The sequence below is a fragment of the Arenibacterium sp. CAU 1754 genome (assembly GCF_054482635.1).
Map to the genome: position 1 here is coordinate 425,808 of NZ_JBTLRG010000002.1, position 12,465 is coordinate 438,272.

6 protein-coding genes are annotated in these 12,465 nt (G+C 60.6%); 4 read left to right on the top strand and 2 right to left on the bottom strand.

The features are described 5' to 3' along the window. The first annotated feature begins 4 nt into the window (after positions 1 to 4). The 3 genes from ACXYMO_RS08825 to ACXYMO_RS08835 all read left to right on the top strand — a co-directional run bounded on the left by ACXYMO_RS08825 (position 5) and on the right by ACXYMO_RS08835 (position 6,829). Positions 5 to 913, top strand: coding sequence for an MBL fold metallo-hydrolase (locus ACXYMO_RS08825; RefSeq protein ID WP_458878327.1), 909 nt, complete (start codon positions 5 to 7; stop codon positions 911 to 913). 316 nt (positions 914 to 1,229) lie between these two features. Beyond that, positions 1,230 to 3,302, top strand: a complete 2,073-nt coding sequence (locus tag ACXYMO_RS08830) for a hypothetical protein (RefSeq protein ID WP_458878328.1) — start codon at positions 1,230 to 1,232, stop codon at positions 3,300 to 3,302. 74 nt (positions 3,303 to 3,376) lie between these two features. After that, the gene (locus tag ACXYMO_RS08835) at positions 3,377 to 6,829 is read left to right on the top strand and encodes a S8 family serine peptidase (protein WP_458878329.1); all 3,453 of its coding nucleotides are present in this window, start codon (positions 3,377 to 3,379) and stop codon (positions 6,827 to 6,829) included. A gap of 98 nt (positions 6,830 to 6,927) precedes the next feature. Here ACXYMO_RS08835 and ACXYMO_RS08840 read toward each other — a convergent pair whose 3' ends face one another. Then, complete coding sequence (locus tag ACXYMO_RS08840; RefSeq protein ID WP_458878330.1) at positions 6,928 to 8,388, bottom strand: glutamine synthetase family protein; 1,461 nt, start codon at positions 8,386 to 8,388, stop codon at positions 6,928 to 6,930. A 67-nt stretch (positions 8,389 to 8,455) separates the two neighbouring features. Next, positions 8,456 to 9,775, bottom strand: a complete 1,320-nt coding sequence (locus ACXYMO_RS08845) for an aromatic ring-hydroxylating dioxygenase subunit alpha (RefSeq protein ID WP_458878331.1) — start codon at positions 9,773 to 9,775, stop codon at positions 8,456 to 8,458. Between the two features lie 490 nt (positions 9,776 to 10,265). Here ACXYMO_RS08845 and ACXYMO_RS08850 point away from each other — a divergent pair, with 490 nt between their 5' ends. Further along, positions 10,266 to 12,461 (top strand): alkaline phosphatase family protein, encoded by a 2,196-nt coding sequence (locus tag ACXYMO_RS08850; protein WP_458878332.1) that lies wholly within the window; start codon positions 10,266 to 10,268, stop codon positions 12,459 to 12,461. Positions 12,462 to 12,465 lie beyond the last annotated feature (4 nt).

Consider the following 12,465-nt stretch of genomic DNA (forward strand, 5'->3'; position numbering starts at 1 on the left):
CATCATGAAACTTGTTCTCGCCGCTGCTTTTACCCTTTTTCCGTTTGTAACCTGCGCCGAGGGGCTGATTGTCCACGACGTCGCCCCCGGCGTCTGGGCCATCGAAGGCCCCGCAGAACAACGCAACGCAGAAAACCTGGGCAACAACGCGACCTTTGGTTTGATCGAGGCTCCCGAGGGCGCCGTTCTGGTCGATCCCGGAGGCACATGGGCGGGGGCGGCTGCCCTGCACGCTGTCGTGCGCGACCTGACGGATCATCCGGTGACACATGTGATCAACACCGGCGGTCAGGATCACCGCTGGCTGGGCAATGGATACTGGAAGGCGCAGGGCGCAACCGTGATCGCCTCGGACGATGCGGTTGCCGACCAACAGGCCCGCGGTTCGATCCAGCTGACCATGCTGGCACAGCTGGTCGGGGAGGGCTTGGAAGGCACTGAACCTGTCTTTGCGGATATCACCTTTGCCGAAGAATATGACCTTGATCTGGGCGATTTGCGGATCGAAATCCGCCACCCGGGTGGCGCCCACACCCCCGGTGACAGCTTTGTCTGGCTGCCCGGTCAACGCGCGGTGTTCACCGGTGACATCGTCTATGTGGGCCGGGTTCTTGGTGTGATGGAATTTTCCGACAGCGCAAGCTGGCTTGACGCCTTCGCGGCTATCGAAGCGCTTGATCCGGAAACCCTTATCCCCGGTCACGGCCCGGCAACAACGCTTGGCCGAGCGCAGGCGGATACCCGCGACTACCTGACGAACCTGCGTGACCGGATGCGGGACCATATCGATGCGGGCGGCGATATCATCGGATCGGTCGAGGTTGACCAATCCGCTTTTTCCTATCTCGATCAGTTCGACGCGCTGGCGGGCCGCAATGCGCAGTCTGTCTTTCAGCAAATGGAATGGGAGTGATCGCGGGACACCCCCTCCGGATTTTTCCGGTTGGACCCCGCCCCCATGAAAATGACGGCATGAAACTGGCCTGTCCGTTTGCGGGTCAGAGCCATGCGCGGCAAATGGCCGACAGACCAGCCTCATTAACACAGGTCAATTTCTGGTTGTTTGATGCACGTTATAAGGGAATCGTGGGCTGGTTAGCCTTTTTGCTCAACCAAAAAAACTAGCGTCAGTGCGTTTAATTTACATCTCAGCAATCTGCTGACGGGGCGTTTTTGCCCCTCCTTCACGGCTGCCAGTCCGATCGCAATTTTTTGCAGGAGTGAAGTTGATGAAAACCGATAAAGACCGCAGCGACCCGGACAACGCCAAGATTTCCGACATTCAGGCCGCACGCCTTGCCGATATGACGGGAGAGCCCCTCGACAAGATCAAGGGTCAGAAATTCAACAAACTTTACAAGGAGCTGGAATGGAAAATTTCCCCGGACCTTCTCCTCTTTCGCCGTGTCTGCGGCCAGGTGGTCAAACGCAACCCGGTGTCGGGCGAGTTGGAGGGCGTGCCAAATGCCACCGTGCATGTCGAGGACACGGATTGCACGTTCCACATCTATACGCCGCCAAGCTGGCCCAAATGGTCCTGGTTTTTCCCGACTAAATGCAAACGCGAGTTGATCGCGACAACAACAACGGATGAATGCGGTCATTTCTGCGTCTGGATCCCGGCGTGGGAGATCGACTGGATCATCAAATGGCGCCACGCGCGGCTGTGTTTCCCGACGCTTTATCCTGTGCGGGTCAAGGATTGGCTGGAACGCATCCCGCTTCCTGAACTGGAACGCGAACCGCCTCGCATCAAATGGCCCCGCCCGCCAGAGCCGCGGTTTTCCGGGCGCCCGTCAGTTGAAGCAACGCCCATCGAAATCCCGAAACCGAAACCTGATCCCTATGCACGCATGGCGTCGTCTGGCCGACTGACTGACCTGGTGCGCCGGCCCGAAGTTCTGGATCATCTGCGCGAAGGCGTGGGCGAGGTTGTCGCCGCGCAACTTGAAACGCTGGTAAGCCGCAGTTCGTTCGGCGGGAACACGAAAAAGCTGGAAGCCGAGCTTGAAATGCGGGCCGTTTCGGTTCCGCCGCCCTTGCCCGAAAACGCACAAGCCCTTGATGCGGATATGACCGACGAGATGCGCGCGGACATGCCCGATGTCGACTTTAACCGCTGGGTTGGGCCGTTCTGGCGCTGCGTGGATGTCGTGTTCGGCATCTGGACCAAGGTCAAGGATGTGCCCGACATCACCTTTCGCGTGACGCAGGACGTCGATGATGACGGAATAGAAGAGGAAATCTATTCCGAAGGCTTCTTTGACGTGCGTTGGAACAGCACCGGACTTTCCGATATCGTGCTTGAGGCCGAAGATCATGCCGTGTCCTCGCCCCATTGCGAAGGGCCGGAGATCGATCCTTCGGGGTGTTCTGCGCCGACGATCCTGACGGCGGGGCTGATGCCGCTGGAGGCGCCGTATTTCGATCTTGCCACCGGGTATTCGCGGATGGTCAACCGGGCGCGGTCCGGCGGATTGTCAACATCCGCGCGCGACAGAACGACGACTGCCCCCTTGTGGTCAACCGTACAGCTGCATGGCTGCCACCGTTTTCCCGGGGCCGTCCATTACCGGTTGATGAAAAAGCATCAAAGCAGCACCAGCTTTACGCCGATCCTGGACGAAAGCTGGTGGGCGCCGCGGCTTGGCGCCGGCGGGCCGTTTCATATCGTGCCGGATGCGAACGGATGGTATCCAATCCTGCCAGCCGGGGATCTGGTGTTCCCGCACTGGTTGCTGAACTGGCGCACGCAGCGATATGCGAATGGGCGCTACGAGATGCAGCTGGAACTGGGTGACGCGGGCAAAAGCGTCATCGACACCAGCGCGGCCGTGCCCATCCAGATCGACAACACGCGGCCCCATGCGGTGTTTACCGCGATGCACTGGCGCCCTGCGGGACCCGGCGATTGGTTGCCGCTTCCCGCGGTCTGCCCGGTGATCCGCAGGCCTGCCGGGACGGACATCGAAATCCGCGTCTCGTGCGACGTTTCGGCGGCACATCTGCGCAACTCGGTTCTCTTTGGGCGCAGTTGCGAAGGAACCGCGCTGACCAAGCTGGATGCGGTGGCGGACTATGACCACTGGCACGTGACCGAGGCCGACAATTCCTGGACGACGACGGCCCGGTTCCTTGTCGGGGGGGCGTCTGACGAAGGTGCCTATACCATCGGCATTAATGCCCAGGGCCGCGCCTTTAATCCGGCGGGCGGCGATGCGGGACCAAGCAGTGGTTGGGACTATGATGAGGAATATTCCTGGACTCATCCCCGGCGCCACATCGCGATCGTCAACATCTGAACCGATTATCCCTGCCGGTCCGCCCGGACGGGCGCGATCGGCAGGGACTCAGATCATTTCAACGGGAGGCAATTATGAAACAGCTGGACAAAGCGACATTAGAGGTTCAGGTCGAAACCCCGGCGTGGAAAACGATCACCAACGCCAAGGTGACCGCAACGCGCGACGGCGACGAAAAGGCCAAACCCGTCAGTCTGAAATTTTCGAAGGAGACCGAAAGATATCACGCCAGCGACATTGCGCCGGGTCGGTATGTTCTGCAGGCCGATGCGCCGCGCATGCAAGGCGACGAACGGACCGTCGTGATTGGTGCGGGTGCCCATTCCGAAAGGTTCGTTCTGGGGCGCAAAGGTATGCCGTTTTACTACCGCGGGGCGGTCAAGGTCCCGTTCGATCCCAGGCCCGCGCGGCTGGCGGTTGCCATTTCCCATGCCGCCCAGGACGATGAGTTCGCCAAGCTCAAGGCCCTGATCAAGCAGCTTGAACTGAGCGAGGAAGAGGACACCCCCGATGAGATCCGAAAGGAACGGGTCGCGGTCTATCGTCATCCGGACGAGGGCGAAGCGGTAGATGCGGCCATCGCCCGTTTGCGCGCGCAGCCCGGTGTCGCGGCTGCGGGTCTGGTTCTCAACCTCGAGGCCCGGGTCGTGGAGTTCATGACCAGCCAGATCAACGTGCGGTTCAAAGCCGAGGTAAGCAACGATCAGGTGCCTGTCGTGGCCGAGCGCCGCGGGCTGCGCGTTGTGCGCAGATTGCCGTATTCGCCCAATGGCTGGCTGTTGGAAGTCAAAAGCGGCGCGTCCCGCGACGTTCTGGAAATCTGTGCGGAACTGGTGAAAAGCGGTCTTGTCATCTACGCCGAACCGAACCTTTCGGCCACCGCCCCGGACCAGGCGATCAACCCCACCGATTACCTGCGGCCCGAACAGTGGCACATTGATCTGGTGAACCTGCCCGACGCCTGGCAGACCCTGCACAATAACAACGCACCGGGCGTCAATCCCGGCGACCCCGGAGATCTGACCTTCGGGAGCGAGGACATCGTGATCGCGGTTCTGGACCGTGGCATTCAGTCCACGACCGTCGGAGGGGTGACCACCGCGGCACATGCCGATTTCGACGGGACGGTCACCGGCGGGGCCAGCAAGGTCGCCCATTTCATCGATTTCAATTCCATGACGCTGGACAATGACAGCCCGCCCAACAATCACGGCATGGGCTGTAGCGGTGTCGCAGGCGGATTGGCCAATAACCCGTCTGGCGTTGGCGGGGTCACGGCGGGGATCGTCGGGGCCGCCCCCAATTGCCGAATGATCGGCGCCATCCGCCCGTCGCCCGCAACCGCCCAGCAATATGCTGATGCCTTCGTTTGGCTTGCGGGGTTTGATCCGGGATGGACCGGGGACGGTGTAAACTATACGGTCGGGACGGTCTTTCCGGCCCCACCTGCCAATCCTGCGGATTTGATTTCATGCAGCTTTGGCTGGTCCTCCGGGCCGCTGGCCGGGGTGATGTCGGACACGTTCGATTTCGTCACGACCTATGGGCGCGGGGGCCGGGGCGTCGGTGTGTTTTGGGCGGCGGGCAATGTCACCGGCGTTGTGCAGGTGGATTTCGCCACTGCCCTGCATCCCAAGGTCATGTGCGTCGGCGCCTCGACCCTGGACAATGACGGAACAACCGAAATTCGCAGCGCCTATAGCCAGATCGGCAACAGCGTCGAGTTCGTGGCACCCAGCCACGACGCCTATGTCGGCGGCGCGCCGCTGCATAATCCGCCAGCCAACTACGGTGTGATCAGCGCGGATCTTCTGGGCAACGGCAACATGCCGGGTGCACCGTTCCAGTCGACATCGACAACGGGCGCTGTGACCGCGTCGGCGGCCAATGTGACGCTGAGCGTCGGCAGCTCGGCCGGGTTTGCGGCCGGCCAGGCGGCCTTGATCGGTGTGCCGGGGGCGGCCGATACCGAGGCGCAACTGATCGTGTCGATCCCCAGCGGAACGCAGATCAGGGTGCAGCGGCTGCACAATGACCACCCCGCCGGTACGGCGGTGGCTGGCGGCCCCGCAGATTACCAGAACGACTTTGGCGGCACATCTTCGGCCACGCCGCTGGCGGCCGGGATTGCGGCACTGTGCCTGTCGGCGAATTCCGCGCTCAGTTGGGTGGAACTGCGCCAGATCATGCGGCTCTCCGCTACCCAAATCGACCTTGGCAACAGCACGGCCACGGGCGCCTGGATCGACACCACGGGCGACGGAACGGTCAATTTCAGCCAATGGTACGGCTGGGGACGGCTGAATGCGGATGCCGCCGTGATCGATGCGCGTGACTATGGTCATGCCAGCGATGTGGTTATCCGTGACAACCTGACGGATGTCGGCACGACCCCGTCGCCGGGCTGGCACGCCGTCAGCCCCGATATCTGGACCGATCCCAATGACGTTGCGATCCCGGCGCTGGCCTACGGCGCGGCCCCGCCTCATTTCAACCCGGTGCGCGGTCAGCCCAACTATGTATTCGTGCGGGTCAAGAACATCGGCACGGCTGCAACCAGTGATTTCTGGGTGCGGGCGATGATCACTCATTTCCCGGGGTTTGAATTCCGCTATCCGCAGGAATGGATGCCGTCGAACATGCCGGGCAGCACGGTGCCCAGCCCGCTGGTCCCCGGCACCTACCTGATCGGCGAGACCGCCATCGCGAGCCTTGCGCCCGGTGCCGACCAGATCGTCAAGATGACGTGGGATGCGGCCCTGGTGCCCGAAAGCTCTGTCATGGTGGGTGGGATAAGCGTTCACTGGCATCCGTGCCTTCTGGCCGAGGCGGCGCCGCACGATGGCCCGGCCCCCAGCGGCGCGACCTTTGATGTGCGTCGCTATAATGATCTGGCGCAGCGCAACATCACGATTGACGATGACTCCGACAGCAGCGACGCCGATCTGGTCTCGGCGGTCATTGCCGGGACGTCAGATGCCGGTGGCATCGACAGCGTCATCCTGGATCGCAGCCAGTTGCCCGGCGACTATCGGGTGTTCGCCCGCATCGCGGATGACCGCCTGATGGCGCATTGGATTGCCGAGCTGAAGGCCGGTGGCATTCACGCAGTCGATCCGTTGCCCGGCAGCACGCAACCCGTACCCCCGCACCCCGATGATCCGGCGGATCAGCACCCCGGTGATTGCATCGTGACGTTGCTGGACCCGGCACGCCTTGCCGTGCGTTGCGGCACGTCCGGTACTCTGATCGTACATGGTGCCCCGAAAACGCAATTTGAGTTCCGCTGTGGTGGTCTTGGGGTTCGTCCGCGGCTGTCGATTGGACGCTTCCAGGGGCAGGAGGTCGTCTATTTCGATCAATCCGCCCCGGCCATCGCTCTGCCAACGCAACTTGCAGGGGGGCAGTACATGCCGCTGGTTCTTGGCATCAGCCGCCCCGAGGGGCGGCGTGGTCAGGGCACATTGCGCGCCACGCAGCGCCGCGCAGATGGCGGGCTGAGCGCGGGCTACGCAATAGACGCCTGATGCGGAATGCCCGAATAACGTCCGGCGCGGCCCATCCGGCCGGGCCGGGCGATGACTGCTTAGCGGCGTTCGTCCGCAGCGTTTGGTTGGACGCCCGGTCAGTACAGCCCGAAATATTCCGCCTGTTCCCATTCTGAAACCGCCTGATGATATCGGCCCCATTCGGCGCGTCGGATCCGGCTCAGGTAGTCCACGAACGTGTCGCCCAGAACCCTGCGGTAGAATGCGGATGTTTCAAAGGCCTGAATGGCGCTCAGCAGGCTGTCTGGCAGGGCTTGCGCGGTGCTGTCATAGGGGGTTTCGACCGAGGCCGGCGCTTGCAGGCCATTCTCCAGGCCGTCAAGCCCGGACAAGATCTGGCTGGCAAAGAAATAGTAGGGGTTGGCCGTCGTTTCCGCGACACGGTTTTCGATACGGCTTGCCCGGTCGCCGGGGGCCATCAGTGCGCGGATCATGGCGCCGCGATTGTCGCGCCCCCATTGAATGCGGTCGGGCGCCAGTTGGTGCGGGCGATAGCGTTTGTAGCCGTTGACCGTCGGCGTGGTTAAAAGACAGCTTTCCGTCGCGTGTTTCAGCAGCCCCGCGATCCATCCGCTGGCGGTTTCGCTCAGTTTGCCATCGGCGGACGGCATCATCAGGTTTTTGCTCGTTGCCGCATCAAACAGTGACTGATGCAGATGCCATCCGCTGGCCGCCGCGTTTTCGATTTTGGGCTTACACATGAACGTGGCGTGCAAACCGTTCCGGGCGCAGACCTCTTTGACCATGGCCCGCAGCATCATCATGTTGTCGGCATGTGTCAGCGGGTCCGCAGGATCGAAGGTGAACTCGATCTGACTTGGCCCCATTTCTATTTCCATCGAGCGGACCGGCAGATCCAGCGCCTGGCAATGGCGCCGCAACATATCGATGATGTCTTCCATTTCGCCATAGCGGGTGTTGGTCAGGAACTGATAGCCCTGCGCAAGGTTGCGGGTCATGACGGGCTGCCCCGGCATCGTCGCCTGGGCGTGGTCCAGGCCGGGATCGACCATTTCGAAGACGTGAAATTCGACCTCCAGCCCGACCAGCATGTTGAGTCCGCGCGCCTCAAGCCGCCCGAGTGCCGATTTCAGAACGTCGCGGGGTGAAAACGGGATCGCCTCGCCGGATTTGAACCGGGTGTCGCAAAAGATCCAGGCCGAGTGGGGGGACCAGGGCAAGGTGCGAAAGGTGGCCGGATCGGGAACCATCAGGATATCGCCAGCCCCCGCCATAGATGGCCCGGCAACGCCGGGATCGTCGGACCAGACGGGAAACACGGTCCTGTGCGCCGTGTCCTTGAGCAGCAGTGTCGATGGCGCATTCAACCCTGCCGCAAAGACCGAGGTGAGCGCGCTCGCGACAATCGTTTTCCCGCGCAAGACGCCGTGTTGGTCCGCAAACAGGACACGTATGGTCTCGAGATCGCTGTCATCGACCCGCTGGATCAGTTCGGCAGCGTCGGTGATGGCGGCATCGTCCAGCAGCCCTTTTTGGGCGAGCGCGCCGGCCGCAATTTTACTTCTGATGTCAGCCATGGTCCGTGTCCCCCGGCGCACAGGGGCGTTGCCCGCGCGCGCGACTGTTTTGGTGCCTGTTACCCACTTAAACTGTGGCGTCCCAGCCGCGGCAGGCGGCGCGGCGTTCCTTGTCGCTTGCGGTGGAAATCTCTTGCCATTTGTCACGGTCCCCGATGGTGTCGTTCGAAATCGGGCCGAAGATCGCCTTGGGGTCGACTCCATTCAGCATTGGCAGGCTGTCGGTGTTGCCATCTTCCAGACTGGCAATCGCGGCGCGCAACATCCGGCGATACTTGATGATCGCCACATCGGTTTTTCCCAAATGTTCTCTGGTGCGGTCAAAGATCGGTCCGGCGCTTTCCACCGCCCACTGGTCATGCACGTTGATGTCCATTCCCATGCCCGTATAGGTTTCGTTTGCCTGTTCGTTGGGGTCGAAATGATAGTTGTTGCGCTTGTTTTTCAACGGCGCGTAATCGGGCAGGCGATGTTCCTTCAGGCGCTGGGCGCGCATCAGGTCCTTGTCGACAGGTTTGTCGAAGCTCGTGAACATCGAATACCAATAACAGTTTTCGTCATCGATCGGCACATGCCACTGGGTAATGATCATCTCGCGGCTCATCGGGATGCTGATCGCCTCGGGAAAGATTTGGTTGGTGATCCGGACATGCGTCTTGCCATTGTCCAGATGGCGCAGGGCGACGATGCGCATGCCATAGTCGGTCTCTTCGACCGTGATCTCGGGTCTGGGATAATCGCGCAACAACTGCGTCATCGGAATGTCCGTATCTGCTGCCTTGTCCCGGAATTGTTTGCCGTAGCTGTCGGCGGGGTCCTCATCTTTCAGAAACCGGTGCAGGAAGGACGCATGGGCCGGATCGATCCCCACTTCCATCGCTTGCAGCCAGTTGCATTCCCAAAGCCCCTTGAAAGCAAACACATGCGTTTCCGGTGCCCGGAAACAGTCGAAATTGGGAAAGTCGGGCGGTGCGCCCGGCCCCATGTAGGCAAAGATGATGCCGTTCTTTTCAACCACCGGGTAAGATGTCGTCCTGATCTGCTTGTACATCTGCGATCCCTCGGGTTCGCCCGGCTGTTCGACACATTGTCCGGACCGGTCAAAATGCCAGCCGTGAAAGGGGCACCGCAGGCCATTGTCCTCAAGCCGCCCGTGGCAGAGGTCCGCGCCGCGGTGCGGGCAGTGACGGTCGATCAGACCCAGTTCGCCCTGATCGTCGCGAAACAGCACAAGACGTTCCCCCAGCAGGGTCACGGGGACAACGGGGCGGCTTCCCTGCAACTCATCGCTCAGCGCCGCTGGCTGCCAGTAGCGGCGCATGACGTCACCGGCTTCGGATCCCGGTCCGGATTTCGTGAGCGTTTCGTTCAAGGCTTGGCTGATCATGGACTATCTCCTGACGGGCAGTGATGGCTAGGATTGCGATTGTGCGTTCAGTGTCAACCAAGCGTGACACCCGGGCGATGAGGCAAGGCCGGGCTTGCCGGCAAGGTAAGGTATCTGCCGGGTCGTGCTGTGTTGGTTGCGGGTGATCTGCCCGGTGGATCACCACGCAACCATGGTGCGTGCGTGTTTGTGGATAGATCTGCTTTGACGTGTTTTTCCCGCGCTAATAGTCAGGACTTGTTTTTTGGCGGCGCAGATTGTGAATGGGCAAGCGTCGTGCCAAATAAACAAATAAAACAATAATTTATGTGGACGCGTCCCCGGGTTTCCCCAACATCATCGGGGCCCGCAAACAGGCGTGCTGGCCAGCGGATCGCGGAAAATTCTTTGGATTCATGCATAATCCGTGCACAATCAACGTCATTAACCACCATTGTTTTTCAGTTCGACTTTGTTTGCGTCCCTTTGATTTAAAAGATTGGATAAACAGATGCCTGTCGACGACCAGATTTCCGTCACCGCCCCAACTTACCTGATCAGCCGGACCGCGCAGAACGATAGCTATAGCGTCTGGCAAATGGACCCCAGCCAACCCTCGCTTTTCGTTCAGCTCCCCATAGACCGAAACGCCACTTTTCCCTCCGGAAAAAGGCTCTGCGCTGTTGGGGGGTATATGCTGGCCTATGATCTGGCACCGCTGAACAATATCCCCGCGGTTGTCGATTATCAGCTGTTCAGCTTTGACCCGACCGGGAATGATCCCCTGAATGCGCCTTCGGTGCAGCACGGCCAGTGGGACAAGCACAAGTTCTGGCAATTCTACGATCACTACACGTGGAATGTGGATGAAACCGACATTGTGCAGCTTGTCCCGATGACGGGATATGTCATGGCCTATATGCCGACCGCTGCGCGCGGGAGCTATATGCTTTGGAATTTCGATCCCGCGCCGGATGCGCCAAACCTGTCTGATCCGCTGCCCAACGCAATGTGCCCGCAGGATGCATTCGCGCTTATCGGGGAGGGCAGCGAACTTATCCCGATGGGCAACTATGTTCTTGAATGGGGCGCGGCCAATTCGGCCTATCGCGTGTGGAATTTCGATCCGCAGTCGATGCATCCCTTGGCGCTTCCCGCGATGTCCCAGGGGCAAAAGACCGGGATCGATTCTACCCATCGGCTGATCCCCCTGGGAGAATACATTCTGGATTGCGTGCCCGGTACCGGCGCGTTCAGCCTTTGGGGGTTCGATCCGTTGCAGGCCGATCCGTTTATCGGCCCGCTGATGCAGGGAACGCTGCCCTCGGGCATGGATGTGACCGGGATGGTGACGCCGGTGCAGGCGACCGTGCCCATCGATATTACGCAAGTGGGCACAGCGGGCACCATGGATTTCATGCGCGCCAATATCGAACATGTGGTCATCTACATGCTGGAAAGCCGCACCATGGACAGCGTTCTGGGCTGGCTTTACGAACAGAACCCGCCGTCCATAAACTATGTGAACGCCGACCCGCCGTTCAAAGGCAATTCATACACCAACTTCAATGTGGCCAACGGGCAAAAATATTACCCATACCAGTTCGAGAATGGAAAGCTGAGCGAAGGGTTCGTTCTGGCGGCCCCGGCCATCGACCCGTTTCATTCCACGGCCGATTGCATCCAACAGCAATACAGCGGCGGATACAGCACCTATCTGAGCGGGGCTGCGCCCGACATGGGCGGGTTTGTCTCCAACAATGTCAGCGGCGAGGCGATGGTGACCTTCGGCCCCGATCAGTTGCCGGTTCTCTACGGTCTGGCTGCAAGTTTCTCGGTCAGTGACTACTGGTTCTCGCCCATGCCGGGCGGCACGATTGCCAACCGGGGGTTTGCGCTTGCGGGGTCGAATTACAACGTCACCGTCAATTGCGAAGGGCAACCGCAATACGACCAGTTCGCCGAGCGCGCTCTGCGCCAGCCGATCTGGAAAGTCTTGCAGAACAATGGGATCACCGACTGGAAAATCTACTATTCGGTCGAATGGAACGATGCCGTTTTCACCTATCATCTATACCTGCGCAACCAGTTGCCCAGCGTGGATGCGAACAAGGACGATTACATCCAGAACCTGGACCAGTTCTATGCCGATGCGGCAGCGGGCAATTTGCCTAAATTCACCTTTATCGAACCGGCGTGGATCGCAAAATCAGGGGCGACATCCTATCATCCGGGAAGCACCGGCGACATGGTCCCCGGCGAGCGTGCCCTGAAACAGATTTATGAGGCGATTGCCAACAGCCCGAATTGGGACAAGACCGCCTTCGTGATCACCTTCAGCAAGGGCGGTGGGCTTTATGACCACGAAGTCACGCCCGCAGCGCAGCCGGCCTGGCCGCATGATGTAAATGACGGGTTTACCTATAACGTGCTGGGGCCACGTGTGCCGACGATCGTGGTGTCCCCACTGGTCAAGCCCAACACCGTGTTCCGCAGTGGAAAAAACCGCCCCTATGACGGCACATCGCTGCTGTCCACCGTGCTGGAATGGTGCGGAATCCCGCGGGCGCGCTGGGGCTTGGGCGATCGGGTCCCGGAGGCCCCGACATTCGAATCCGTTTTCCAGCTAGTCTCGCCACGGACGGACAAGCCCGATCCGAACGTCCCTTATGACAGCAAATTTCCACCTGCCGGTTCAGGAAGCTGAGGCC

What these genes read in the sequence shown, in the direction of transcription:
- ACXYMO_RS08825 (WP_458878327.1), top strand. Translation starts at nt 5, where the DNA reads ATGAAACTTGTTCTCGCCGCTGCTTTTACCCTTTTTCCGTTTGTAACC.
- ACXYMO_RS08830 (WP_458878328.1), top strand. Translation starts at nt 1,230, where the DNA reads ATGAAAACCGATAAAGACCGCAGCGACCCGGACAACGCCAAGATTTCC.
- ACXYMO_RS08835 (WP_458878329.1), top strand. Translation starts at nt 3,377, where the DNA reads ATGAAACAGCTGGACAAAGCGACATTAGAGGTTCAGGTCGAAACCCCG.
- ACXYMO_RS08840 (WP_458878330.1), bottom strand. Translation starts at nt 8,388, where the DNA reads ATGGCTGACATCAGAAGTAAAATTGCGGCCGGCGCGCTCGCCCAAAAA.
- ACXYMO_RS08845 (WP_458878331.1), bottom strand. Translation starts at nt 9,775, where the DNA reads ATGATCAGCCAAGCCTTGAACGAAACGCTCACGAAATCCGGACCGGGA.
- ACXYMO_RS08850 (WP_458878332.1), top strand. Translation starts at nt 10,266, where the DNA reads ATGCCTGTCGACGACCAGATTTCCGTCACCGCCCCAACTTACCTGATC.